This window comes from Mycobacterium sp. GA-1285, assembly GCF_001499905.1.
GTDB lineage: Bacteria > Actinomycetota > Actinomycetes > Mycobacteriales > Mycobacteriaceae > Mycobacterium.
Genome location: NZ_LQIS01000001.1, coordinates 320104 through 344853 on the forward strand (window position 1 = coordinate 320104; position 24750 = coordinate 344853).

Here is a 24750-nt window from a genome sequence, read left to right on the forward strand (position 1 = left end):
GCCCTGCGCGAACCCCTAGGCGGGTTCCAACCGCTCGAGGCGGCCCTCGGTGAAGGACGCGACCTGGTCGATGACCACCCGCAGGCGCGCGCCGTCGTCACCGGCGGCGTTGAACGCCGGCACGAAGATCGGGTCGAGCGTCGCCGGTGCGCCCGCGGCGACCCACGCCACCACCCGGCGCACGCGCTCGCGCTGGCGTGCCTGCAGTTCCAGATGCCGCGGATCCGACATGATGAACTGCAGCGCCAGGATCTTGAGCACCGCCACCTCGGCCCGCACCAAGTCAGGAACGCGCAGGTCGGCCCGGTAACGGACCAGCGGTCCCCGACCGGCTTCCTCGCGGGTCGCCGCGATCGCCGCTGACGCGAACCGGCCGACCAACTCGCTGGTCAGTCTCTTGAGCGCGACCGATGCCGCGAGCGTGCCGTCGTACTTACCCACCGCGGCGACCACCGGCAGGCCGGACAGCCGCGCCGCCGCAGCCACCAGATCGTCGGACCGCAGCCCGGCGCCCATCCCGCTCGACTCCCCCAGCCGACCCAGCTCGGCCGCCGCATCGGCGTCGGCCAGAACCCGCATGTCGATGCGGCCGGACACCACACCGTCCTCGACGTCGTGCACCGAATACGCAACGTCGTCGGCCCAGTCCATGACCTGCGCCTCCAGGCAGGGTTTCTCGGCGGGCGTGTCGGCGCGCACCCAGTCAGCGGCGGGCACGTCGTCCTCGTAGAAACCGAACTTCGCCTGCCGTGACCCGCGCCGCCACGGATACTTGGTGACGGCGTCCAGCGCGGCCCGGGTGAGGTTCAGCCCCGCGCTCTCGCCCTGTGTGTCAACCACTTTCGGCTCGAGGCGGGTCAGGATTCGGAAGTTCTGGGCGTTGCCCTCGAAGCCGCCGCAGTCGGCGGCGATCTCGTTCAGGGCCCGCTCGCCGTTGTGACCGTAGGGCGGATGACCGATGTCGTGGGCCAGGCCGGCGAGGTCGACGAGGTCGGGGTCGCAGCCCAGGCCGATCGCCATGCCGCGGCCGATCTGGGCGACCTCCAGCGAATGCGTCAGCCGGGTGCGCGGAGTCTCACCCTGGCGCGGCCCGACCACCTGGGTCTTGTCGGCCAACCGGCGAAGCGCCGCGCAGTGCAGCACCCGTGCCCGGTCGCGCGCGAAATCGGTGCGGTGCTCGGTGTCGGTACCCGGCAACGCGGCACCCTTCGGCGGCTCCACCACCCATCGCTGGCGGTCGAACTCGTCGTAGGGATCTGCATAGGGATCTGCGTTGCCTGTCACCGCCGGATAGTCTGCCAGCACCAACCGGCCCGACGGCGGTGCGCACTAGATTGGCGGACATGCGTCTCGTCCGCTTGCTGACCCTCGTGCTCGTCATGCTCATCGCCGGCGCGCTCATCGCACCGACGGCGACGGCCGAGCCGCCGTTTCGACTTCCGGGCTACGTCACCGACAACGCCGGTGTGCTCGACAACGCCGGCCGGGCGGATGTGACCTCGGCGGTCAACTCGCTCTACGACAGCAGCAGGACCCGGCTGTGGGTCGTCTACGTCGACTCGTTCTCCGGTCAGCCGGCCGAGACGTGGGCGCGCAACACCATGCGCGTGAGCGACCTGGGCTCTTTCGACGCGCTGCTCGCGGTGGCCACGGTCGACCGCTCGTACGCGTTCCTGGTGCCCGACAGCGCGACCGAGTTGAGTTCGAGCCGAGTGCAGAGCGTGCGGCGCAGCGGCATCGAACCCGCGCTGCGTCAGAACGACTGGGCCGGAGCGGCGGTCGCGGCGGCCGACGGACTCGCCCAGTCGGGCAGCTCGGGTTCGAGCTTGTCCTGGACCGGAGTGCTCATTGCCCTCGGAGTGATCGCGCTCGCGGTGGTGGTGTTGATGGTCTGGCGCCGGCGGCGACAGCGCAAGCGTCGGGAGGCCGAGTTCGCCGCCGCGCGCCGCGTCGATCCCAGCGACCCGCAGGCGTTGGCGGGGGTATCGCTGGATGCCCTCGACGATCTGTCGCGAGCGATGGTCGTCGAGGTCGACAACGCGGTGCGCACCAGCGACCACGAATTGGAGTTGGCCGTCGAGGAGTTCGGGACTACGCGGACCGAGCCGTTCACGCGGGCGGTCAACAACGCGAGAACGACGCTGGCCCAAGCGTTCAACGTCCGGCAGATTCTCGACGACGCCATCCCGGAAACCCCTGCGCAGCGTCGCGACCTGCTGACCCGCGTGGTGGTCGCGGCGGCCAAGGCCGACCGTGAGCTGGACGCACAGCGGGACGCGTTCTCCGAGTTGCGGAACCTGGTGATCAACGCGCCGTCCAAACTGGACTCGATGACCCAGCGGGTGGTCGACATCACCGCCCGGCTCGAGCCGTCACGCCAGAAGCTTGCTCAACTGCACAGCGAGTTCGACGCGACGGCCCTGAGTTCGGTGACCGGCAACGTGGACGCGGCCAAGGAACTGCTCGACTTCGCCGACGAGAGCATCAGTCGCGGGCGTGACCTGGCCGCCCGTCCGGTGCCGGGACAGCAGAGCGAACTCGTCGAATCTGTGCGTGCCGCGGAGTCGGCGTTGGTGCAGGCGCGAGGTCTGCTCGATGCGGTGGACAGCGCCGCCAGTGACATCCGTCGCGCCGCTGCCACGCTGCCCGCGGCGATCGAGGACATCCAGAACGGCATCAAGCAGGCCGGTGCCCTGTTGCAGCAGGGCGCCGTGCCGCAGGCCGCGCAGCTGGCCGAGGCGCGTGACGCGGCAGCGGCCGCTGTCGCCGCCGCACAGCGCTCGAAAGCCGCTGACCCGCTTGGTACTTTCACCGAACTGACGAAGGCGGACGCGGATCTCGATCGGCTGCTGGCCGCCGTCGAGCAGGAGCGGGAGGCTGCCGAACGGCTCAACCGAGCGTTGGACGAGGCGCTGTTCACGGCGCGGTCGCGGGTTCGGTCGGTGTCGGACTTCATCGACACCCGTCGCGGCATCGTCGGTCCCGAGGCCCGCACCCGGCTGGCCGAGGCCGTCCGTCAGATCGGCGCAGCCGAAGAGCGGCGGGCGACCGATCCGGCCGAGGCCGTCAAGCATGCCAACGGCGCGGCGATGCTCGCGTCGCAGGCGCAGAATCTGGCCAACGCCGACGTTCAGAACGCGCACAGCTCGTATATGGGTCCGTTCGGCGGCGGCCGCGGCGGTGGGGGCAATATGGGCGCGATCATCGGCGGCATCCTCATCGGTAACATCCTCAGTGGCGGAATGCGCGGCGGCTTCGGCGGTTTCGGCGGCGGCGGATTCAGCCCCGGTTCGTTCGGTGGCTCCGGCGGCGGCGGAATGTTCGGGGGCGGCGGGCGCTTCTAGCGCATCCTTCACCACCGCGCGCGGATCCTTCACCACCGCGAGCGTGCGTGTTTGCGCACGACATGCCGCGGATATGGAGCGGTTCGTGCACTTTCGTCGCTCCGCGAATGTGCGGAAAGTGCTGCGCCACAACGGCGTGTCGTCGACAGACCCGCACGCTCGCGACAGAGGAACTAGCAGCCCTTGAGCCGAGCGGCGAGGTAATCGCTGACGTTGTCGAGCGACACCCGGTCCTGCGTCATCGCGTCGCGCTCGCGGACCGTGACGGCGTGATCCTCGAGCGAGTCGAAGTCGACCGTCACGCAGAACGGGGTGCCGATCTCGTCCTGGCGACGGTAGCGCCGCCCGATCGCCCCCGCGTCGTCGAACTCGACGTTCCAGCACTTGCGCAGTTCGGCGGCGAGGTCGCGCGCCTTCGGTGAGAGCGCCTCGTTGCGCGACAGCGGCAGCACCGCGGCCTTGACCGGCGCCAGCCGCGGATCCAGCCGCAACACGGTGCGCTTGTCGACACCACCCTTGGCGTTGGGCGCCTCGTCCTCGGCGTAGGCGTCGACGAGGAACGCCATGAACGACCGCGTAAGGCCCGCCGCCGGCTCGATCACATAGGGAACGTATCGGGTGTCGTTGGCCTGGTCGTAGTAGGACAGGTCGACGCCGGAATGCTTTGTGTGCGTGGACAAGTCGAAGTCGGTGCGGTTCGCGACACCCTCGAGCTCACCCCACGGGTTGCCCTGGAATCCGAACTTGTACTCGATGTCGACGGTGCGGTCGGAGTAGTGCGACAGTTTCTCCTTCGGATGTTCGTAGAGCCGCAGATTGTCGCGGTCGATGCCGAGTTCGACGTACCACTGCAGCCGCTCGTCGATCCAGTACTGGTGCCACTCGCGGGCGGTCGACGGCTCGACGAAGAACTCCATCTCCATCTGCTCGAACTCCCGGGTCCGGAAGATGAAGTTGCCCGGCGTGATTTCGTTGCGGAAGCTCTTGCCGGTCTGCGCGATGCCGAACGGCGGCTTCTTGCGTTGCGTGGTCACCACATTCGTGAAGTTGACGAAGATACCCTGCGCGGTCTCCGGCCGCAGATAGTGCAGGCCCTCCTCGGTCTCGATCGGACCGAGGTAGGTCTTGAGCATCATGTTGAAGTCGCGCGGTTCGGTCCACTGGCCCTTGGTGCCGCAGTCCGGGCAGGCGATCTCGCTCATCGCCACGGATTCGGGGTCTGTAAGACCCTTCTTCGCTCCGTGCTTTTCCAGATACGCCTCCTGCAAATGGTCCTGCCGATGGCGCCTGTGACAGTTGAGGCACTCGACCAGCGGATCGTGGAACACGTCGACGTGCCCGGACGCCACCCACACCTCACGGGGCAGGATGATCGACGAGTCCAGGCCGACGACGTCGTCGCGGCTGGTGACCACCGATCGCCACCACTGGCGCTTGATGTTCTCCTTGAGCTCGACGCCCAACGGGCCGTAGTCCCAAGCCGATTTGGTGCCGCCGTAGATCTCCCCCGCCTGGTAGACCAGACCGCGCCGCTTTGCCAGGTTCGCGACGGTGTCGATGATCGAAGAAGATGAAGCCACGACTGCATAGCCTAGCGACACCCTCACCGCCGACGAGCGACCGCATTTGCCCAACGACACGCCGCGGATTCGTGGACAGACACGGTCACTCGGCGAAGGGTGGGCCACCGCAGTCCGGCGTTGACATGCATAGAAGCGCATGTATGGTGGGTCGTAATGAAAATCGTTTCCACTTTGGCCGACGGTCGCGTCGCCTCCGCGGACGCCCACGACCACGGCGGCGCGCCCTACGCAGACCTGCCGCCCCGCGACGTGCTGGATACCTCGGGTGACCTGCTGCGTGCACTGGCCGCTCCGGTGCGGATCGCGATCGTGCTGCAGTTGCGCGAGTCGGCGCGCTGCGTGCACGAACTCGTCGACGTGCTGGCCGTTCCCCAGCCGTTGGTCAGCCAGCACTTGCGGATCCTGAAGGCGGCGGGCGTCGTGGCCGGTGAACGGTCCGGACGCGAAGTGATGTATCGCCTCGTCGATCATCACCTCGCCGACATCGTCGTCGCCGCGGTGACGCACGCGGCCGAGGCCGGCGAGTGAATACGTGTCAATGAGCATGGGGGTCCGCGCGACGCGACAGCGCGCGGCGATCGCGACCCTCCTGGAGAGCCTCGACGAGTTCCGCTCCGCCCAGGAACTGCACGACGAGCTGCGGCGGCGCGGCGAGGGCATCGGCCTGACCACCGTGTACCGCACGCTGCAACAGATGGCGGCCGCCGGCGTCGTCGACACGTTGCGCACCGACACCGGCGAGTCGGTATACCGCCGCTGCTCGGACGACCACCATCACCACCTGGTGTGCCGCGCGTGCGGTTCGACGGTGGAGATCCAGGGCGGTGACGTCGAGACCTGGGCCGCCGACATCGCCCGACAGCACGGCTTCTCCGACGTCAGCCACACGATCGAGATCTTCGGCGTCTGCGGCGAGTGCGCAGCGGCGAACGGTTCAGCCGACTAGTGCGCGGCGCACCTCGGCGCCGGTGGCCAGCACCATGAGGATCAGCGTGCGCAGCGCGTCGTCGGTCAGCCCGGCGGCCGGAAAGTTGTAGCGCAGCAGCACATCCGCGGCCTTCTTGGAGTTGCGCTTGGCTCCGGCGGCGACCTGCTTGGGTGCGCTCTTGGATGCCAGCGAGACCGTGCCCAGCAGCGTGTTGTGGGCGTGCTCGGCGACCGCGGCGCGCAGCTTGGCGTCCAGCGGAAGGTCCCACGCCAGGATCTGGGTCAGCGATACCAACTCCAAGCCCTCGGCGACCGGAACCGTGCGCAGCGAGGCGAACGTCTCGTCGTGGTGGACGGTGACCGCCCCGTCGGCCTCACGCGTCACGGGCAGGACGCCTTCGAGGATCTCGCCGAGCCGTTCCTGCAGTGCCATCAGGCTCTCCCGCTCAGGTACATCATTCGGCTCTGCCGCTCAGGTACATCATTCGGCTCGGCCGCTCAGGTACATCATTCGGCTCGGCCGAAGCGGCGGTTGCGGTTGACGTACTCTTCGCAGGCAGCCCACAAGTCGCGGCGGTCGTAGTCCGGCCACAACTTGTCCTGGAACACGAATTCGGCGTAGGCGGCCTGCCACAGCAGGAAGTTGCTGGCGCGCTGCTCCCCCGAGGTCCGGATGAACAGGTCCACGTCGGGGATGTCGGAACGATGCAGGTGTTTCGCGAACGTCGCCTCGTTGATGCGGTTCGGGTTGATCTTGCCGTCGACCGCCAACTGCGCGATCTCGCGCGTCGCCTCGACGATCTCGGTGCGCCCCCCGTAGTTGACGCAGTAGTTGATCGTGATGACGTCGTTGCCGACGGTCATCTGCTCGGCGATGTCGAACTCCTTGATCACGCTGCGCCACATGCGGGGCCGCGAGCCGACCCAGCGCATCCGCACACCCATGTCGTTGAGGTTCTCCCGGCGGCGACGCACCACCTCCCGGTTGAAGCCCATCAAGAAGCGCACCTCTTCGGTGCTGCGTTTCCAGTTCTCGGTGGAGAACGCGTAGACCGTCAGGTGTTTGATGCCGATTTCGATTGCGCCACAGGTGATGTCGATGAGGACGGCCTCGCCCATCTTGTGCCCCTCGGTGCGGTGCAGGCCACGCTGGGTGGCCCAGCGCCCGTTGCCGTCCATGACGACGGCGACGTGGCGGGGCACCTGCTCGGCCGGGATCCGCGGCGCGGCCTCCTTCGACGTGTGCTGCGGCGGGCGCGCGAACCGGCCGTTGGTGCCCGGCGGAATCTCAGGGAAGACGACGGGCCACGTCGACTTGTCGGGGAACGTCGGGTAGTCGTCAGGCGCCGGGGGCAGCTGAGGGTAGCTCGGCGGAGCCTTCTTCCTCCGCCCATCCCGTTCGCTTGCCATGGGCCACATCATTCCCGACCAGCCGCACATGCTGGTCGCCGACACTCCTATCCACCCGGTACACCCGTTCCACCAGCGGCAACGTCCGCAATTGGCGCTCCAGGTGCCACTGCAGATGGGCGGCCACCAGCCCGCTGGCCTGGCTGCGGTGCGACGTCGTGGACGTCTCGGCGTACTCCCAGTCCCCGTCGTGCAGCGCGGCCATCAGATCGAGCACCGCCTGGGGCGGCGTCACCGACCCGGAGGGCCGGCAGTGCACGCACACGCTGCCTCCAGCCGCCACGTGGAACGCCCGGTGGGGACCGGGCGCAGCGCAACGGGCGCATTCGGTCAACGCCGGAGCCCAGCCCGCGATCCCCATGGCGCGCAACAGGTACGCGTCCAACACGAGCTCACGAGACCGGCCCCCGTCGGCCACCGCCCGCAACGCGGCCACCGTCAGCCGGTGCAGCGCGGGCATCGGGGCGCGTTCCTCACCGGCCAGGCGTTCTGCGGTCTCCAGCACCGCGCAGGCGCAGGTGTAGCGGCCGTAGTCGCTGACGATGTCGGAGGCGAACGCGTCGATGGCCTGTACCTGGGTGACGATGTCGAGGTTGCGGCCCGGATGCAGTTGAACGTCGATGTGCGCGAACGGCTCAAGCCGGGCGCCGAACTTGCTGCGGGTGCGCCGCACCCCCTTGGCCACCGCCCGCACCAACCCGTGATCGCGGGTGAGAAGTGTCACGATGCGGTCGGCCTCGCCGAGCTTGTGCTGGCGCAGCACCACCGCCCGGTCCCGATACAGCCGCATCGGTTCAGTCTCCCACTGCGGTCCGTCAGATTCCGATCCGCACCGCCGATAAGCTTTCACTCGATGGTCAAAAACACGCGCTTCCCCACCCTCACTCAACAGCTCTTCCAGCTCGCGAGCGGCTCGGTCACGTCGGTGGAACTGGTTCAGCGCTCCCTCGACGCCATCGCGGCCAGCCAGCCGACGCTCAACGCGTTCCGGGTGGTGCTCACCGAGCAGGCCCTGGTCGACGCCGCCCGTGCGGACCGCAAACGCTCGACGGCCCAGGATATTTCGAAGTATCCGCTGCTGGGCATCCCCATCGCCGTCAAGGACGACGTCGACGTCGCGGGCGTCCCGACCAGGTTCGGCGCCGACGGCAACATCCGTCCGGCCGCACGGGACGCCGAGGTGGTGCGGCGGTTGAAGGCGGCAGGCGCGGTCATCGTCGGCAAGACCAACACCTGCGAACTGGGTCAGTGGCCGTTCACCAGCGGACCCGCCTTCGGCCACACCCGCAACCCGTGGTCGCGCGACCACACCCCCGGCGGTTCGTCCGGCGGCAGCGCCGCCGCGGTCGCGGCCGGGCTGGTGACCGCCGCGATCGGTTCCGACGGGGCAGGCAGCGTGCGTATCCCCGCCGCGTGGACGCATCTGGTCGGCATCAAACCGCAGCGCGGCCGGATCTCGACGTGGCCGCTGCCAGAGGCGTTCAACGGGATCACGGTCAACGGTGTGCTGGCGCGTACGGTCGCCGATGCGGCGCTGGTGCTCGACGCCGCGTCCGGCAACGTTGCCGGCGATCGCCACCAACCCCCGCCGGTCAAGGTGTCGGAATACGTGGCGCAGGCGCCCGGTCCACTGCGGATCGCGATGTCGACGAAGTTCCCGTTCACCGTGTTCCGGGCCACGCTGCACCCCGAGATCCAGGCGGCGATGTCCGTGGTCGCCGCTCAGCTCCAGGATCTCGGGCACGGCGTGTTCACCGCCGAACCCGACTACAGCCTGCAGATGTCGTGGAACTTCCTGTCCCGGTCGACGTCGGGACTGCTGGACTGGGCGGACCGGCTCGGCCACGACGTCACGCTCGACAAGCGGACCAAGGCCAACCTGCGCACGGGCCGGCTCTTGTCCGAGCACGTCCTGCGCAAGGCCCGCGCCCGCGAGACCCGTGCGCACCGTCGCATCGGATACATCTTCAACATCGCCGATGTGGTGCTGGCGCCGACGACCGCGCAGCCGCCTCCGAAGGTGCACGAGTTCGACGAGCTCGGCGGGCTGGCCACCGACCGCACGATGATCAAGGCGTGCCCGGTGACCTGGCCGTGGAACCTGCTGGGCTGGCCGTCGATCAACGTGCCGGCCGGATTCACCTCTGAAGGCCTGCCGATCGGCGTTCAGCTGATGGGCCCGGCCAACAGCGAACCGTTGCTGGTCTCGCTGGCCGCGGAACTGGAGGCGATCAACGGTTGGACGGTGCGCCAGCCCGAGCCGTGGTGGCTCCCCGCACCCGCGCCCGACCCCGAATCCGCGGCGTCCGAGGAGCCGGCAGCGGCCCCCGACCGGCGCGAAGACGAGGACGTCTCCGACGAGGTCGCGTAGAGTCTGCCGACATGAGAGCGCTGAGTTACGCGTGCGCGGTTGCGGTTCTGGCGTTGGTGGCCGGCTTGGTGACCGGGATCCCGACCGCGGCCGCTGACAACAAGCGGTTCAACGACGGTGTGGTGGCCAACGTCTACACCGTGCAGCGGCAGGCCGGCTGCGACACCGACATCAAGATCAACCCGAAGCTGCGTCTGGCCGCCGAATGGCACACCAACGACGTGCTCAACAACCGCGCGCTCAACGGCGACATCGGCTCGGACGGCAGCACGGTGGCCGACCGGGCGCGCAATGCCGGCTACGCGGGCGCGGTGACGGAGACGGTAGCCATCAACCCCGCGCTGGCGATGAGCGGCATCGAGCTGATCAACCAGTGGTACCACCGGCCGGACTACAAGGCGATCATGTCCGACTGCTCCAACGTCGACATCGGCGTGTGGTCGGCGAACGCGATCGACCGAACGGTGGTCGTGGCGGTCTACGGCAAGGGCGACGGCGCCCCACCGGCGCACGGCCCCGGAAGGCCGTTCGGGGAGCCCGGCTCGGGCGCCCAGAGCTGACGCGTCAGAAGCCCAAGCGGCCCAGTTGTTTCGGGTCGCGCTGCCAGTTCTTGGCGATCTTGACCCTCAGGTCGAGATAGACCTTCGTGCCCAGCAACTTCTCGATCTGCTGGCGCGCGGCGGTGCCCACCTCACGCAACCTCGCGCCGCCCTTGCCGATGACGATGCCCTTCTGGCTCTGGCGTTCGACGAACAGGATGGCGTGCACGTCAATCAGATCGCCCTGCTCCGGTGTGCGGCCCTCCCGCGGGGTGACCTCCTCGATGACGACGGCCAGCGAGTGCGGTAGTTCGTCACGCACACCTTCGAGCGCGGCCTCGCGGATCAGCTCGGCCATCAGGGTCTCCTCCGGCTCGTCGGTGAGCTCGCCGTCGGGGTAGAACGCCGGCCCCGGGGGCAATTTGGCGGCGAGCACGTCGACCAGTACGTCGAGGTTGTCGGCCGCGGTCGCCGACACCGGAACGATCTCGACGTCGGGACCGACCAGCTCGCTCACGGCGACCAGTTGCGCCGCGACGCGGTCCCTGGGCACCTTGTCGATCTTGGTGACGATCGCGACCAGCGTGGTTTTGGGCGCGACCGCGCGGATCTGCTCGTGGATCCAGCGGTCGCCGGGACCGATCTTCTCGTCGGCGGGGATGCACCATCCGATCACGTCGACCTCGGAGTAGGTGTCCTTGACCAGATCGTTGAGCCGCTGCCCCAGCAACGTGCGCGGGCGGTGCAGGCCCGGGGTGTCGACGAGGACGATCTGGAAATTCTCCCGGTGCACGATCCCCCGGATGGTGTGCCGGGTGGTCTGCGGCCGGTTCGACGTGATCGCGACCTTCGCGCCGACCAGGGCGTTGGTCAGCGTCGACTTGCCGGTGTTGGGCCGCCCGACGAAACAGACGAAGCCCGAACGGAATTCGTCCTTCACACCGGGCGTCCGGATCGGTCGGTGACGATCACCGCCGCGTCGGCCGACAGCTCGCGCACCGCCGCCACGCCCGCGTCGTCGGAGGAACCGCCGAGCAACACCGCGGCCTCCAGACCGGTCGCGCCACTGGACACCGCGGCGGCCACGGCGGCCTGTAAGGCGGTCAGCTCCAACGCCGTCAGCGCTACCGGAGCCGCCGCGTAGGTGCGGCCGTCGCGGTCGCGCACGGCGGCGCCGCTGCCGGCCTCGGCCCTCGCCATCGCCCCGCGGGCCAATGTCACCAGCTTGGCGTCCTCGGCGTCGAGGTCAGTCATCGCGCTCGTCGTCTCCCTCCGGGGTCTCCGTTCGGCTGACCAGCACCGTGCCGATGCGCACCCGGCCGCGATGGTCCGGCCCGCCTTCGGCCTGCAGCCGCAGCCCGTCCCACGTCACCTCCGCGCCCGGCAGTGGAACGCGGCCGAGTTCGAGCGCAACGAGGCCGCCGACGGTGTCCACATCGAGATCGTCGTCGAACTCGATGTCGTAGAGCTCCCCGAGGTCCTCGATCGGCAGCCGGGCCGAGACGCGATAGCGGTTGTCGCCCAAGTCTTCTACGGGCACCACTTCGCCGGCGTCGTACTCGTCGACGATCTCGCCGACGATCTCCTCGAGCACATCCTCGATGGTGACCAGTCCCGCGATCGCGCCGTACTCGTCGACCAGCAGGACCATGTGGACGCGGTCGCGTTGCATCTCACGAAGCAGCTCGTCGAGCGGCTTGGAATCCGGGACGAACACCGTGCGCCGCATGACATCGGAGACCTTGGTGCCGCGACCGCCGTCGGTCGAGTAGTACGTGCGCTGGACGAGGTCTTTGAGGTAGACGACCCCGACGATGTCGTCGACGTTCTCCCCGATCACCGGGATCCGGGAGTGGCCGCTGCGCACGGCCAGTGAGGTCGCCTGCCCTGCCGTCTTGTCGCTTTCGATCCACACCATCTCGGTACGCGGCACCATCACTTCGCGGGCCGGGGTGTCACCGAGTTCGAACACCGACTGGATCATCCGCCGCTCGTCGTCGGCCACCACGCCGCGCTGCTGCGCCAGGTCGACCACCTCGCGCAGCTCGATCTCGGAGGCGAACGGTCCGTTGCGGAATCCGCGGCCGGGTGTCAGCGCGTTGCCGATCAGCACCAGCAGGCGGCTGATGGGCGTCAGCAGCACCGAAAGTGCCTGCAGCGGAAGGGCGGCCAGCAGCGCGATCGTGTAGGCATGCTGTCTGCCGAGCGTCCGGGGACCGACGCCGATCACGACGAAGCTCACCACCACCATGATCGCGGCGGCGGCGAACAACCCCCACGTGACCCCGAGGTGCCCGTCGAGGTAGGCGGCCAACAACACCGTCGGCCCGACCTCGCAGGCGATGCGCAGCAGCACGATCAGGTTGATGTATCGCGGGCGTTCGGCCATCACCTTGGCCAGCCGCACCGCTCCTGGTCGTTCCTCGCGGACGAGTTCCTCGACGCGCGCCATCGACACCGTGCTCAAAGCCGCGTCGATCGCCGCGAACAACCCGCCGAAGAAGACGAGGACGATCGCGAAGATCAGTTGTCCGACGCCGGTCACAGCTCGTCGAAGTATCGGGAGTTGTCGAGAAGCCTGCGTTCTTTCTCGGACTGGCGGTCGTGGTGGTAGGCCTCGACCTGTGCCGCGACCCATTCCTCGAGCAGTTGACGTTGCAGGGTGAACATCTCTTTCTCCTCGGCCGGCTCGGCGTGGTCGTAGCCCAGCAGGTGCAGCACCCCGTGCACGGTCAGCAGCGCCAGCTCCTGGCCCAGCGAATGCCCGGCCGCAGCGGCCTGATCGGCCGCGAACTGCGGGCACAGCGCGATGTCACCCAGCATGGCCGGACCGGGTTCGGGCGCGTCGGGCCGACCGCCCGGTTCCAGCTCGTCCATCGGAAAGCTCATCACGTCGGTGGGTCCCGGCAGGTCCATCCACCGCATGTGCAGGTCGGCCATCGCCGCGGTGTCGAGCAGCACCATCGACAGCTCGGCCGCGGGATTGACCTTCATCTTGCGGATGACGAAACGGGCGACGCTGATCAATTCCTCTTCGGAGACGTCGATGCCCGACTCGTTGGACACCTCGATGCTCATATCGGCCGCTACCGCCTGGACCGGCCGCCAGAGGCACGTCGCTGCGCCCGGTTCAGCTGCGCCGGCTCTTCGGATCTGGCGTAGGCGTCGACGATGTCGGACACCAGCCGGTGTCGCACGACGTCGGCGCTGGTGAGCTCGGCGAAGTGGATGTCGTCGATGCCGTCGAGAATGCGCATCGCGGTCTGCAATCCCGAGGCCGCCCCGCCGGGCAGGTCTACTTGTGTGATATCGCCCGTCACAACGATTTTCGAGCCGAACCCCAACCGGGTCAGGAACATCTTCATCTGCTCGGCGGTGGTGTTCTGTGCCTCGTCGAGGATGATGAACGCGTCATTCAACGTGTTGTGGGTGAGCAGGAAATCCTCGGTGACGTATAGCGAGTCGTCCGCCGCCACTCGAATACAGACTGCCTCTTCGGTGCCCGCGGGCTCGATGCGGTCGACGAATCGCATCGGCCTGCCTCCGCCGGCCGCGTCATACTTCGCGATCTTGCGTGCGAGCCGAAACGGGACTATTCCCTCTGGGAGGCGAATGTCGAGGATGTGCGCATCGGCTCGGTGGCGAACCTCCCGTCCCCGGGCCATCCCAGGGTTGCGTCCCTGAGCCTTCCGCGTGCGTCGGTATACCACTCCCCCCAGCGACCGAACGAGGAACGTCACATCGTCGGCGAGTTGTTCTGACGCCGTTCCGTACTGTACCCGGCGTGTCCGGCCGTTCTGGGTCACTGGGCCGCCGTCGGCGTCCAACAGGCCTTGCAGAACCGCCAGTCGAACGTCCGGAGAATTTCGCAAATATTCGAAGGGGACGAACTTGTCGTCGAAGCGGGCACCTGCAAGCGCGAGCTTGCGCATCGCTGTCGTGACCGGGTTCTCACTACGGCCGCCCCCGAGTCGTCCCACCAGCACGTAGTCAATCTCGGACTTCTTCTCGACGATGATCCCCGGTATCAGCCGCTGCAACGCGTCCGCTAGTTCCGGGTCACTCGTCGCAAAGCTGGGCGAACTACGAGTCGAAACACATCCGTCGCCGAGTAGAAGCCCCAAGGCGTAGGGATCAAACGGAACAGGCTCCGGTTCAAAGGCGACTGGGGCGCTGAGCAAGGGCAACTCGTAGCGGTGATAGTGAGCGGCCCGAAGATTGCCAATCATCTCCTTGGTCTGCAGCACTCGAAGAGGTCTACCTCGTCGCTTGTCGTGACGGGTGTGTACCGCCCACAGGTGATCACCCGAAGCCAGCGTTGATGAACCGTCCTGCGTGTAGACGCGGTAAATCTCTTTGAAGCCTTGCGGATAGATCCCGAGCACCTCAGTCGGACGGCCATCGGAGCCAATCACGAAATCGCCGATCTTGAGGTCGCCGATCGCCTCGAAACCCCTTGGCGTCAACACCCTGGTGAACAAAGGTTGTGCGCGGCCACGCATGTACCCCAGCGGCGCCACCTCGATTACCCCGGCGCTCATCAACTTTGGGATCAGCTCGGGGTCCATCATGTCGTGCAGCGCGTCGTAGAGCGGACGCAGGTACGGGTCGATCTTCTCGCTCAGCGTGCCCGGCAGGAAGCCCAACCGCTCCCCCGCCTCGACGGCCGGCCGGGTGAGGATGATCCGCGACACCTGCTTGGACTGTAATGCGTTGACCGCCTTGGCCATTGCCAGATACGTCTTGCCCGTTCCAGCGGGGCCGATGCCGAACACGATTGTGTGCGCGTCGATCGCGTCGACGTAGCGCTTCTGGTTCAGCGTCTTGGGCCGGATCGTCTTGCCGCGCCGCGACAGAATGTCGAGGGTGAGCACCTCGGCGGGCGACTCGTTGCCGGTGCCGGTGAGCATCCCCACGCTGTGTCGCACGACATCGGGGTTCAGCGTCTGGCCGTTGGCCACGATCGCGATGAGTTCGGAGATCACCCGTTCGGCCAACGCGACGTCGGCGGGCTCACCGGAGAGGGTCAGCGCATTGCCGCGCACATGGATGTCGGCCGCCAGGATGTGCTCGAGTTCACGCAGATTCTCGTCGGCGGAACCCAGTAGGCCCACGACGTAGGGGGGCGGCACATCGATCCTGGAGTTGCTGCTGCGTACCGACTCAGAAGGCTGATCAGAGTCAGCGGTCGTTTCGCGGGGCGTCAAGAGGGTTCAGTGCCTGCTTTCTGTTTCTTGCCTGGTCGTGGCTGCGATGCTGCCCAGTTTACCGCTGGTAAGCGACACGACCCAATGGTCAAGGCGGCCGCGTATCACGACCATCGACCGGTCAGCACCCCCAGCGCCCCCAGCGCGACCGCCGCGGCGCTAGAAGTCCGCAGCACGTCCGGCCCCAGGCGCACGGCCGTCGCACCCGCATCCGACAGCGCGGCGAGTTCCTCGTCGGTGATCCCGCCCTCCGGACCCACCACCAACGTGACCGAATCAGCTTCGGCCACAGCCAACTCGGTCAGGCGTCGGGTCGCCGATTCGTGCAACACGAGCACCACCGGCTGGTCGCGCAGTCGGTCGGCCAACTCGGCCGTCGACACCGGCCCGCTGACCTCGGGAATCCGGGGTCGCCGGGACTGCCGGGCAGCTGAGCGCGCCACCGCCCTCCATCGCCGCAGACCCTTGTCGACCTTGGCAGCCGTCTCCCAGCGCGCCACGCACCGCGCCGCCTGCCACGCCACGAAGCCGTCGGCACCGGCCTCGGTGGCCAGTTCGATCGCCAGCTCGGAGCGATCCGACTTGGGCAGCGCCTGCACCACGGTGACGGTCGGTGACGGGGGTCGCACGAAGCGCCGGTCCAGCACCCGCGCGGTCAACCTGCCCTTGCCGACCTCGGCGACCTCGCAGTGCGCCAGTTCTCCGGCGCCGTCGCTGAGCTGGAGCCGCTCACCGGGCCGGATGCGGCGCACATTGGCGGCGTGAAAGCCCTCGTCGCCCTCGACGACCGCGAGTTCACCGATTGCAGGCAGGGCGTCGACGTAGAACATGGCGGCGGTCACGGCTCGTACACCCGAAACTGCGCTGGGGGTCGTCGATCGCGGTTCGGAGACGCAGCCCTCAGCGCAATCTCGCGCATAGGCTTCGGCACGGGCGCCGCCCTGTCAGCGGCCGCTGAACGTCTCACGCAGCCGGCTGAACAGCCCGCCGCCGCTCGTGGCGGTCGGCTGGGCGGAGCGCACTTCGGGGACGTCGCGGGCCCGCTTGGCCTTGAGTTTGCGCAACAGTTCAGCGTCCTCGTTGTCCAGCCGCGACGGCACCACGACATCGATGTGCGCATGCAGGTCGCCCCGCACCCCGGAGCGCAGGTGCGGCATGCCGTGACCGCGCAGCGTGACGATGCCGCCCGGCTGGGTGCCGGACGGGATCGCGATCTCGGTCGGGCCGTCGAGGATCGCGTCGACGGTGACGGTGGTGCCCAACGCCGCGTCGACCATCGGAACCGAGATCGTGCAGTGCAGGTCGTCGCCGTCGCGCAGGAAGGTGGGGTGCGGCTGCTCGTGCACCTCGACGTACAGATCGCCTGCGGGTCCCCCGCCGGGTCCGACCTCGCCCTGCGCGGCCAACCGCACCCGCATGCCGTCGCCGACGCCGGCCGGGATCTTCACGCTGATCTCGCGGCGGGCCCGCACGCGGCCGTCGCCGCCGCAGCGGTGGCAGGGATCGGGGATGACCTCGCCGACGCCGCCGCACACCGGGCAGGGCCGCGACGTCATGACCTGGCCCAGCAGCGAACGCTGCACCGTCTGGATCTCGCCGCGACCGCCGCAGGTGTCGCAGGTCACCGGGCTGGAATTGCCGTGTGTGCCCTTGCCGTGGCACAGGTCGCACAGGATCGCGGTGTCGACGGTCACCTGCTTGGTCACGCCGGTGGCGCACTCGGACAGGTCGAGTCGCATGCGCAGCAGCGAATCCTGACCGGGCCGCACCCGGCCGACGGGCCCCCGTGTGGTGGTGCCGCCGCCGAAGAACGCCTCGAACACGTCGCCGAGGCCCCCGAAGCCGCCGGAGAACCCGGCTCCGTTTGCCGCCGATGCCAGCGGGTCGCCGCCGAGGTCGACGATGCGGCGTTTCTCCGGATCGCTGAGCACCTCGTAGGCGGCGCTGATCTCCTTGAACCGTGCCTGGGCCCCTTCGTCCGGGTTGACGTCAGGATGCAGTTCACGCGCCAGCCTGCGATAGGCGCGCTTGATCTCCGCATCGGTCGCGCCCTTGCTCACTCCGAGCAGCCCGTAATAGTCGCGTGCCACGCTGACTTGCCTGACCTTCCACCAGTGCCGGTGTCTACCGGCTGCCTAAGACTTCCCCGATATAGAGAGCAACCGCAGCGACATTAGCGATAGTTCCCGGATAGTCCATTCGGGTGGGGCCCAATACCCCCATGCCGCCGTACACCTTGCCCGAACTGCCGTACGCGGTCGTCACCACCGAAGTGCCCGCCATCTCCTCGGCCTCGGTTTCGTGGCCGATACGCACGGTCACCTTGCCGGCCTCCTGCTGTGCCGCCAAGAGTCGCAGCACCACCACCTGCTCCTCGAGCGCCTCGAGCACCAACCGCAAGGAGCCGCCGAAGTCGGCGGTGTTGCGGGTGAGGTTGGCGGTGCCGCCCAGTAGCAGACGCTCCTCGCGGTGCTCGACCAACGTCTCGACCAGCACGGTCGCCGACCGGCCGACCGCGTCGGCCAACCCGCCTTGCCCGTCGAGGTGCGATGCCAGGTCCGACACCGCGATCGATGCCGCCGCCAACGCTTTGCCCTCGAGAGCCTGTCCGAGCAGGTCGCGCAGTTTGATCACGTCGTGCTCGTCGAGGGCGTCGCCGAGTTCGACGATGCGCTGGTCGACCCGGCCGGTGTCGGTGATCACCACGAGCAGCAGCTTGGCCGGGGTGAGCGCGACCACCTCCAGACGACGGACCGTCGAGGTGGACAGCGTCGGGTACTGCACGATCGCGACCTGGCGCGTCAGCTGCGCGAGCAGCCGCACGGCGCGGCGCAGCACGTCGTCGAGGTCGTGACCGGATTCCAAAAACGACAGGATCGCCCGGCGCTCCGAGGCGGACAGCGGCTTGACTTCGTCAATGCGGTCGACGAACTCGCGATAGCCCTTCTCGGTGGGCACGCGCCCCGAGCTGGTGTGCGGCTGGGTGATGTAGCCCTCGGCCTCCAGTACCGCCATGTCGTTGCGCACCGTCGCACTGGACACCCCGAGGTTGTGCCGCTCGACGAGCGTCTTCGACCCGATCGGCTCCTTGGTGGCCACGAAGTCGGCGACGATCGCGCGCAGCACCTCGAACCGGCGGTCGTCGGCGCTACCCATGTCTGCTCACCTGCCCCTCGCATCGCGTTCGACCTATTTTACGGGCACCAGCAGCGTCGATAGCGTCCGAGCGGCTGTGGCCCCGTGCGCGGGTCCGGTGCACTAACCTGCTACGTGTTGCCGGCGTGACATCCATCGGGGGGGACGACGCGAAGGACGTTGACCCGATGATCTTCAAGGGAGTGCGGGAGGGCAGACCCTATCCCGACCACGGACTGTCGCATCGCCAGTGGGCGCAGATCCCCCCGCGCCAGATCCGGCTCGACGAGTTGGTCACCACCACCACGGTGCTCGCGCTCGACCGATTGCTGTCCGAGGATTCGACGTTCTACGGCGACCTGTTCCCGCACGCGGTGCGATGGAAGGGCATCATCTACCTCGAGGACGGCTTGCACCGCGCGGTGCGGGCCGCGTTGCGCAACCGCACGGTGCTGCATGCGCGCCTGTTCGACATGGACGTTGCGTCAACGGCCGACGCGTGGGCCTAGGCGTCACAGGTTCGGACACGGTTTCACCGAACCGATTGACCCGCATGTCCTTTCGACGACGGCGCGCCGGCGGCCTCTCCCAAGTCCGCGCCCAAGTCCGCGCCCAGGATGCGGTCCGACAACAAGCCCAGGCATGACAGGTTGGGGAAGCCCGGCCCCTGCGTGAGTCCGGCCAGACCCGGCAGGAAAAGCTTCGGCCGCAACCCGGACACGGCGAGGTCGTCGCCGATGGCCTCCTGCAACACGTCCGGGGTCAGCGGCGCGCCAAGACCCAGTTCCAGCAGATCCAACGCGTCCTGGCCGAGCAGCGGCACGAACCACATCGCGTCGGCACCCGAACCGTCGATCACCAGATCGAATCCATGCACCGTCTCGAGCGACTCACCGCCCGCAGTTGTGCTCAGCGTCAACCGGATCCGGCCCTCGCGGGCGACTGCGTGCGCGACTCGGCCCCGTAGGTGGCGGATCCGGTCGTCGGCGAGCAACGCCTCCTGGACGCGCGCCGAGAACACCCCCCGATCGGTCCGCAGGAGCGCGTCGCGTCGCTCGGCCATCGTCAGGCTGGTCCAGCCGGTGGGATCGGAAAACAGCGTGTTCTCGAAGAAACCCTCACCGCGGGTGAACAGCGTCACCTGCGGCGAGATCACTGTGATCGTCGAAACCCGGTGCCGGAAGAGCTCATTGAGCATCGACGCCGCGGTCTCTCCCCCGCCGATGACGGCCACGCGTTCGGCGCGGATCAGCTCGTGCTGCGCCGCGCGATGCCAGAACTGCGCGATCGAGAGCACCCGCGGATTGCCGGGCAGGATGGAGCGCTCCGGCTGGCCGGGGCCGGTGATCATCAACCCCTCGGCGGTCACGGTGCGGTCGGGCGTGTGCAGCGCCCACCGCGGTTCGCCGGATTCGGTGTCGGCTGTTTCGATCGAGATGCCCCGCACCTCGCCTCGGACCACGTTCATCTCGACATTGCCCGCGACCCAACGCAGGTACTGGCTCCACCTGCGATGGGTGGGAGCGGGCCTTCCGCGGTCGACCCATTCGGCGAACTGGCCCGTCGAGATCAGGTACTGCTGCCAGCTGTGCCGGGTCATGCGCTCGTCGAGTTCGGCATTGCGGCGCGGTACCAGCGCCGAGCGGTACGGGAAACCGACGTCCTTCTCCGGGCTGGTGCCCAGCCGGTGTTGTCCGTCGGTCCAGCCGCCGTCGGCCTGCCAGTTGGCGGCCACGCCCGTCTTCTCGACGGCGACGACCTCGGGCACGTCGATGCCCATGTCGCGGAGTTCAGCGGCCTTGGCGGCGAGGGCGACGGCCTTCGCACCCGCGCCCACCACCGCCAGTGTCCGGCTCATGAAACGACCTCTCGGAGCGATTCCTGCCACATCGCCTGCAGTGCGGCGACGTCTTCGGCGGTCAGAATGTCGGGAAGCGTGCGCCATTGCGTGCCGAGCACCGGGGAGTCGCTGTCGCCGAGCACCGCAGCCAGCACGGTCAGTTCGTGCCGGACCGCGAGCCGCGGCTCGGGCAGCGGCGACACCCCCGCCAGCAGTGCCCGGTCCGGGCGCAGCGCACCGCCGTCGAAGCCCGCGTGCACGCGGCCAAGGAAGTTGAGCAACACCTGCGGTTCGGGCAGCGCCGCCAGGCGTTCGGCGGTTTCGGGACGCAGATAGCGCAGCAGTCCGTAATCGATTCCGTCGCCGGGGATCTCGCCGACATCGCGGGCCGTCTGCACCCGCAGCGGATAGATCGCGGTGAGCAGACCGACGGTGTCGGAGGTGTCGACGGTGTCGAGGGTGGCGACGAGGCTGTCGGCGCGCCCGTGGGTCTCCAAGGCCAGCAGCGGCGGTGGGGTGTCCTGGCCGCGCTGCAGCCGCCAGCGGGTGACGGTGCGCGCGGCTGCCGCGGCCAGCAGGTGTGGGGTGGGTTCGGATGCGTTGAGCAACCGCACGGTCAGGGCCGTGTCGGCCACCGCCATGGAGACGACGACGTCGCCGAGCCGATCGGTCTGAGGGCACAGCCGGCGCGCCCCGAGCGGCGGGTCCGCGCCTTCGAGTTGGGCCGCCCAGAAGTCGGCCGTGTCAAGTGTGTACGCCCGCTCGCGCAGCAGCCTCGACCAGCGCCGGTAGCTGGTGTGCTCCCGGATGGGCGCCGGCTCGCGGCCGGACGCGACGGTGTGCCACGCCGCGTCCAGTTCGGCCAACACGATCCGCCAGGACGCCGGGTCCGCCGCCAACACGTGGGCGCTCAGCAGCAGGATGCCGGGGCCGCCGGGCGGGTGCAGCCACACCGCGGCGAGCATCGAACCCCGTTCGGGGTCAAGGCGTTCCACCGACCGACGAGCCTGTTCGGAAACGGCCTGAACGAGGGTGGCGTCCGTATCGCCGTGCACGAGCACCTTGGTCAGCGGATCGCGTGCCTCCTGCTCGACGAGCGTCATCGTCTGCCGGTCCAGCCGGCTCCGCAGCACCGGATGACCCTCGATCACCGCGCGAAGGATCTGCTGGAGTCGCTCTCCGGTGATGCCGTCGGGCAACCGGATCGCCTCGGTCTGCGCCAGCCGCCGCGGGTCGCCGCGCTCGTAGAGCCAGTGCGCGTTGGGCAGCACGGGGGCGGGCCCGCCGGGGTCGTCGTCGTGTCCGGCGACCGCCGACTCGTTCTCGACGGCCTCCGCGAGCTCCCGCAATGTCGCGCACTGCAGCATCAACTTGGCGCGCAACGGGATTCCGCGCCTGCGGGCGGCCTGCACCACCGAGAGCGCCACGATGCTGTCCAGGCCCAATGCGAGGAGGTCCGCGTCGACGTCGATGGTGCGGCTGTTGGTGGCGTCGGGGCCGTCGAGCAGCTCGCAGAGCACGGCCGCCAGCGCCTTCTCGGTCTCGGTCTCGGGGGCGGTGCATGGACCCTCCGCGACCGCGATGGCGTTCAGTGCGGCCTCGTCGACCTTGCCATGCGCGGTCAGCGGCATCCGGTCGACGACCACGATCGAGTGCGGAACCATATAGCGCGGCAGCCGTTTTGACACCAGGGCGCGCAGTTCTGAGACGGCGGGTGCGGGCTCGGCGGCGACGAATGCCACCAATTGCGGCCCCCACCGTTGTCGGCGCACCGCAACGTGGGCATGCCCTACCGCGGGATGGCTGTGCAGCACCGCCGCGATCTCCGTCGGCTCGACGCGGAACCCGCGGATCTTCACCTGCGCGTCGGAACGCCCGAGGAACTCCAGCGCCCCGTCGGGTTGGCGCCGCACCACGTCACCGGTCCGGTACATGCGCTCGCCCTGCCCGAACGGGTCGGCCACGAACCGGCACGCGGTCTCGGCGAACCGGCCCAGATAACCGCGGGTCAATTGAGCGCCCGACAGGTACAACTGGCCCGGCACTCCGTCGGGAACCGGCCGCAGCCACGAGTCCAGTACGTAGGCCCTGCTGGGTGACGTGGGATGCCCGATGGTCGGCCGATCGTGCTCGGCGATGGTGGCGACGACCGCCTCGACTGTGGTTTCAGTTGGGCCGTAACAGTTGTAGGCCGCCATGCCGGTGCGCGCACATTCGTCACGGATCAGGTTCCACGCCGGTATCCCGACGGCCTCGCCGCCGAGCGCCAGCACCCCGAGCGGCACCGTGGTGAGCAGTCCGACCGCGTGCAGTTGGGCAAACATCGAGGGGGTGGTGTCGATCAGGTCGATCCCGTACCGGCCGATGGTCTCGACCAGGGCCTGGGCGTCACGCTGGACGTCGTCGTCGACGATGTGCACCGCGTGACCGTCGAGCAGAGCCGCCAGCGGTTGCCAGGCGGCGTCGAAGGTGAACGACCAGGCGTGCGCCACCCGCAGCGGGTGGCGCAGCCGAGCCGCAGCCGGGCGCAACACGTTTCGGGCGTGGTCCTCGGCGTAGGCCAGCAGCGCCTGGTGGGTTCCGATGACGCCCTTCGGCCTGCCGGTGGTGCCGGAGGTGAACACCATGTACGCGGTCTGGCCCGGCAGCGCGGCCACCGGCCGGAAGTCCTCGGCGGGCTCGGCCGTGGCCTCGGCGAGCAACTCGTCGTCGATGACGACCGCCGCGCCGCACTGGTCGAGGATGTCGGCGATCCGCTCCGCCGGCATCCCGGGATCCAGCGGCACGATGACGCCGCCGGCCTTCAGCACCGCCAGCATCGCGACGACATACCGCGGTCCCCGCGAAAGGCGAATCGCGACAGGCGTTTCGACGCGTACGCCCTTCGACACCAGCGCGGCGGCGAGCTGATCGGCCGCCTCATCGAGTTGCCGGTAGGTGAGTTCGCCGCCGGACCAACTCAGCGCCGGAGACCCCAAGCGCGCACTCGCGGTTTCGGCGAACGCGGTGTGCACGCCGAGATGTTCGCTGGCCGGTGCGGGGCGGGCGGTCGCGATGCCGCCCTCGCCGTCGAGCAGGACACTGACCTCGCGCAGCGGGCGATCCCACCCGGTGACCAATCGCTGGGTCGTGGTGAACAACCTGTGCCCGAGCGACTCGGGACTCATCTGGCCGAGCGCCCCCTCGACGACCTCGACCAGGACCGTGAGCTCGTCGTCGATCAAGTGCGCGGCGATGGTGACCGGAAAGTGCGACACGCTCTCCAATGCCGCCGGCCGGAATGTCGCGCCGTTGGCGACGAAGTCGCCGTCGCCAACCAGGCCGCCCGGCGGGAAGTTCTCGTAGACGAGCAGGGTGTCGTACATCTCGCCGATGCCACCCAGGGACCGCAGTTCGTTGTGGGGTAGGTATCCGTGGTCGCGCAGTTTGGCCGCTTCACGTTGCAGCGCAACACATTGCGCGCCCACCCGGACGGATGGATCCAGCCGGACCCGCAGCGGCACCGTGTTGATGAAGAGCCCGACCATGGTTTCGACACCGGACAGCTCGCCGGGACGCCCCGACACCGTCACGCCGAACACCACATCGGCGCGGTCGGTGAACGTCGAAAGCACTGTCGCCCAAGCCATCTGGACCAGGGTGTTGACCGTCACACCGAGAGTGCGGGCGGCCTCCGCCAGTCGCCGCGTCGTGTCCCGATCCAGGCTCAGCTCGGTGCGGTGCGGTTCGCCGGTGGGCGGTTCCCCCGAGGTGAGGGCGGGCGTGACGAGCGTCGGACCGTCGAGGTCGGCGAGGTGCTCACGCCACAGAGCGCGGCTGGTCTGCTGATCGCGGCCGGCGAGCCAACCGATGTAGTCGCGGTACGGGCGCGGCGGCGGAGGGAGCACGGCCGGGTCACCGCCCGAGCGGTACAGCGAGATCAGCTCGCCGACGAACAGGGGCAGCGACCAGCCGTCGATGATGATGTGGTGGGCGACGACGACAAATCGCCAGTGCGATTGGGACACCTCGATCAACAGGAACCGGATCGCCGGTCCACGTTCGAGGTTGAACGGCCTGCGCCGTTCGTCGGCCTCCAGCGCATCGACCTCGTCGGCCGTCGCGGTGATGTGCCGCCATGGCAGCTCGACGCGGTTCGGCACGATCTGGACCGGCTTGCTCTGTGCCCGAACGAAACTCGCACGCAGGTTGGGATGGCGGTCGAGCATCGCCGCGGCGCACTCGCGCAGCAGGTCCGCGTCGAGCGAGCCGGTGACGTCGGCCGCCATGGTGATGACATAGGGGTCGTCGCCGCCATCCTCGGCGGCGCTCAGCTGAGCCAGCGAAAACAGTCCCTGCTGCAGCGGGCTGAGCGCCATCACGTCCTCGATGGCGACCGTCGGTCCGGCCTTGGT

Annotated in this window: 20 protein-coding genes and 3 pseudogenes; 6 read left to right on the top strand and 17 right to left on the bottom strand. The window is 68.6% G+C overall.

Annotated elements, in window-relative coordinates:
* Positions 1-15: 15 nt before the first annotated feature.
* The gene (locus tag AU193_RS01520; RefSeq protein WP_064420653.1) at positions 16-1284 is read right to left on the bottom strand and encodes a deoxyguanosinetriphosphate triphosphohydrolase; all 1269 of its coding nucleotides are present in this window, start codon (positions 1282-1284) and stop codon (positions 16-18) included.
* A gap of 59 nt (positions 1285-1343) precedes the next feature.
* On the opposite strand from AU193_RS01520, the gene AU193_RS01525 reads away from it, so the two are divergent.
* Entirely contained in the window at positions 1344-3344 is a 2001-nt protein-coding gene (locus AU193_RS01525) for a TPM domain-containing protein (RefSeq protein ID WP_064420554.1), read from the top strand.
* A 173-nt stretch (positions 3345-3517) separates the two neighbouring features.
* On the opposite strand, the gene AU193_RS01530 is transcribed toward AU193_RS01525, so the two are convergent.
* Positions 3518-4924 carry a glycine--tRNA ligase gene (locus tag AU193_RS01530; RefSeq protein ID WP_064420555.1) on the bottom strand — a complete coding sequence of 469 codons (1407 nt, stop codon included), beginning with the start codon at positions 4922-4924 and terminating at the stop codon, positions 3518-3520.
* Between the two features lie 156 nt (positions 4925-5080).
* Here AU193_RS01530 and AU193_RS01535 point away from each other — a divergent pair, with 156 nt between their 5' ends.
* Both AU193_RS01535 and AU193_RS01540 read left to right on the top strand, forming a co-directional pair.
* The gene (locus AU193_RS01535) at positions 5081-5455 is read left to right on the top strand and encodes a metalloregulator ArsR/SmtB family transcription factor (protein WP_064420556.1); all 375 of its coding nucleotides are present in this window, start codon (positions 5081-5083) and stop codon (positions 5453-5455) included.
* A gap of 10 nt (positions 5456-5465) precedes the next feature.
* The gene (locus AU193_RS01540; RefSeq protein WP_064420557.1) at positions 5466-5873 is read left to right on the top strand and encodes a Fur family transcriptional regulator; all 408 of its coding nucleotides are present in this window, start codon (positions 5466-5468) and stop codon (positions 5871-5873) included.
* Here the strand turns inward: AU193_RS01540 and AU193_RS01545 are convergent.
* The 3 genes from AU193_RS01545 to recO form a co-directional block, all read right to left on the bottom strand.
* Complete coding sequence (locus AU193_RS01545; RefSeq protein WP_064420558.1) at positions 5862-6287, bottom strand: hypothetical protein; 426 nt, start codon at positions 6285-6287, stop codon at positions 5862-5864. The genes AU193_RS01540 and AU193_RS01545 overlap by 12 nt on opposite strands.
* A 74-nt stretch (positions 6288-6361) precedes the next feature.
* A complete protein-coding gene (locus AU193_RS01550) occupies positions 6362-7264 on the bottom strand; it encodes a decaprenyl diphosphate synthase (RefSeq protein ID WP_064420559.1) in 903 nt (300 codons plus the stop codon).
* Complete coding sequence (gene recO, locus AU193_RS01555) at positions 7194-8054, bottom strand: DNA repair protein RecO (protein WP_064420560.1); 861 nt, start codon at positions 8052-8054, stop codon at positions 7194-7196. The genes AU193_RS01550 and recO overlap by 71 nt, the downstream gene beginning before the upstream one ends.
* Positions 8055-8117: 63 nt before the next feature.
* On the opposite strand from recO, the gene AU193_RS01560 reads away from it, so the two are divergent.
* The gene (locus AU193_RS01560; RefSeq protein ID WP_064420561.1) at positions 8118-9635 is read left to right on the top strand and encodes an amidase; all 1518 of its coding nucleotides are present in this window, start codon (positions 8118-8120) and stop codon (positions 9633-9635) included.
* 11 nt (positions 9636-9646) lie between these two features.
* The gene (locus tag AU193_RS01565; protein ID WP_064420562.1) at positions 9647-10195 is read left to right on the top strand and encodes a CAP domain-containing protein; all 549 of its coding nucleotides are present in this window, start codon (positions 9647-9649) and stop codon (positions 10193-10195) included.
* A 4-nt stretch (positions 10196-10199) separates the two neighbouring features.
* Here AU193_RS01565 and era read toward each other — a convergent pair whose 3' ends face one another.
* The 10 genes and pseudogenes from era to hrcA all read right to left on the bottom strand — a co-directional run bounded on the left by era (position 10200) and on the right by hrcA (position 18537).
* The gene (era, locus tag AU193_RS01570; protein WP_064420563.1) at positions 10200-11114 is read right to left on the bottom strand and encodes a GTPase Era; all 915 of its coding nucleotides are present in this window, start codon (positions 11112-11114) and stop codon (positions 10200-10202) included.
* Positions 11111-11428 (bottom strand): hypothetical protein, encoded by a 318-nt coding sequence (locus tag AU193_RS01575; RefSeq protein WP_064420564.1) that lies wholly within the window; start codon positions 11426-11428, stop codon positions 11111-11113. The genes era and AU193_RS01575 overlap by 4 nt, the downstream gene beginning before the upstream one ends.
* Positions 11421-12719 carry a hemolysin family protein gene (locus AU193_RS01580; protein ID WP_064420565.1) on the bottom strand — a complete coding sequence of 433 codons (1299 nt, stop codon included), beginning with the start codon at positions 12717-12719 and terminating at the stop codon, positions 11421-11423. Before AU193_RS01580 ends, AU193_RS01575 begins: the two co-directional genes overlap by 8 nt.
* Entirely contained in the window at positions 12716-13252 is a 537-nt protein-coding gene (gene ybeY, locus AU193_RS01585; RefSeq protein WP_064420566.1) for an rRNA maturation RNase YbeY, read from the bottom strand. Before ybeY ends, AU193_RS01580 begins: the two co-directional genes overlap by 4 nt.
* Positions 13253-13260: 8 nt before the next feature.
* Positions 13261-13596 (bottom strand): annotated as a pseudogene (locus tag AU193_RS23480) (PhoH family protein); the annotation flags it as partial.
* Positions 13597-13854: 258 nt separating this feature from the next.
* Positions 13855-14676: pseudogene (locus tag AU193_RS23785) on the bottom strand (LAGLIDADG family homing endonuclease); the annotation flags it as partial.
* A pseudogene (locus tag AU193_RS23490) lies at positions 14665-15381 on the bottom strand (PhoH family protein); the annotation flags it as partial. The pseudogenes AU193_RS23785 and AU193_RS23490, both read right to left, overlap by 12 nt.
* 104 nt (positions 15382-15485) lie before the next feature.
* Entirely contained in the window at positions 15486-16223 is a 738-nt protein-coding gene (locus AU193_RS01595) for a 16S rRNA (uracil(1498)-N(3))-methyltransferase (protein ID WP_064420568.1), read from the bottom strand.
* Positions 16224-16325: 102 nt separating this feature from the next.
* Positions 16326-17471 (bottom strand): molecular chaperone DnaJ, encoded by a 1146-nt coding sequence (gene dnaJ, locus AU193_RS01600; RefSeq protein ID WP_064420569.1) that lies wholly within the window; start codon positions 17469-17471, stop codon positions 16326-16328.
* Between the two features lie 34 nt (positions 17472-17505).
* Positions 17506-18537, bottom strand: a complete 1032-nt coding sequence (hrcA, locus tag AU193_RS01605) for a heat-inducible transcriptional repressor HrcA (RefSeq protein WP_064420570.1) — start codon at positions 18535-18537, stop codon at positions 17506-17508.
* A 167-nt stretch (positions 18538-18704) separates the two neighbouring features.
* On the opposite strand from hrcA, the gene AU193_RS01610 reads away from it, so the two are divergent.
* Positions 18705-19025, top strand: coding sequence for a type II toxin-antitoxin system VapB family antitoxin (locus AU193_RS01610; RefSeq protein ID WP_064420571.1), 321 nt, complete (start codon positions 18705-18707; stop codon positions 19023-19025).
* Positions 19026-19048: 23 nt separating this feature from the next.
* On the opposite strand, the gene mbtG is transcribed toward AU193_RS01610, so the two are convergent.
* Both mbtG and AU193_RS01620 read right to left on the bottom strand, forming a co-directional pair.
* Positions 19049-20374 (bottom strand): NADPH-dependent L-lysine N(6)-monooxygenase MbtG, encoded by a 1326-nt coding sequence (gene mbtG / locus AU193_RS01615; RefSeq protein WP_064420572.1) that lies wholly within the window; start codon positions 20372-20374, stop codon positions 19049-19051.
* On the bottom strand, positions 20371-24714 hold the full coding sequence (locus AU193_RS01620; RefSeq protein WP_064420654.1) for a non-ribosomal peptide synthetase: 4344 nt from the start codon (positions 24712-24714) through the stop codon (positions 20371-20373). Before AU193_RS01620 ends, mbtG begins: the two co-directional genes overlap by 4 nt.
* Positions 24715-24750: the final 36 nt, after the last annotated feature.

What these genes read in the sequence shown, in the direction of transcription:
- AU193_RS01525 (WP_064420554.1), top strand. Translation starts at nt 1,344, where the DNA reads ATGCGTCTCGTCCGCTTGCTGACCCTCGTGCTCGTCATGCTCATCGCC.
- recO (WP_064420560.1), bottom strand. Translation starts at nt 8,054, where the DNA reads ATGCGGCTGTATCGGGACCGGGCGGTGGTGCTGCGCCAGCACAAGCTC.
- AU193_RS01550 (WP_064420559.1), bottom strand. Translation starts at nt 7,264, where the DNA reads ATGGCAAGCGAACGGGATGGGCGGAGGAAGAAGGCTCCGCCGAGCTAC.
- AU193_RS01545 (WP_064420558.1), bottom strand. Translation starts at nt 6,287, where the DNA reads ATGGCACTGCAGGAACGGCTCGGCGAGATCCTCGAAGGCGTCCTGCCC.
- mbtG (WP_064420572.1), bottom strand. Translation starts at nt 20,374, where the DNA reads ATGAGCCGGACACTGGCGGTGGTGGGCGCGGGTGCGAAGGCCGTCGCC.
- AU193_RS01575 (WP_064420564.1), bottom strand. Translation starts at nt 11,428, where the DNA reads ATGACTGACCTCGACGCCGAGGACGCCAAGCTGGTGACATTGGCCCGC.
- AU193_RS01610 (WP_064420571.1), top strand. Translation starts at nt 18,705, where the DNA reads ATGATCTTCAAGGGAGTGCGGGAGGGCAGACCCTATCCCGACCACGGA.
- AU193_RS01540 (WP_064420557.1), top strand. Translation starts at nt 5,466, where the DNA reads ATGAGCATGGGGGTCCGCGCGACGCGACAGCGCGCGGCGATCGCGACC.
- hrcA (WP_064420570.1), bottom strand. Translation starts at nt 18,537, where the DNA reads ATGGGTAGCGCCGACGACCGCCGGTTCGAGGTGCTGCGCGCGATCGTC.
- ybeY (WP_064420566.1), bottom strand. Translation starts at nt 13,252, where the DNA reads ATGAGCATCGAGGTGTCCAACGAGTCGGGCATCGACGTCTCCGAAGAG.
- AU193_RS01560 (WP_064420561.1), top strand. Translation starts at nt 8,118, where the DNA reads ATGGTCAAAAACACGCGCTTCCCCACCCTCACTCAACAGCTCTTCCAG.
- AU193_RS01620 (WP_064420654.1), bottom strand. Translation starts at nt 24,714, where the DNA reads ATGGCGCTCAGCCCGCTGCAGCAGGGACTGTTTTCGCTGGCTCAGCTG.
- AU193_RS01565 (WP_064420562.1), top strand. Translation starts at nt 9,647, where the DNA reads ATGAGAGCGCTGAGTTACGCGTGCGCGGTTGCGGTTCTGGCGTTGGTG.
- AU193_RS01535 (WP_064420556.1), top strand. Translation starts at nt 5,081, where the DNA reads ATGAAAATCGTTTCCACTTTGGCCGACGGTCGCGTCGCCTCCGCGGAC.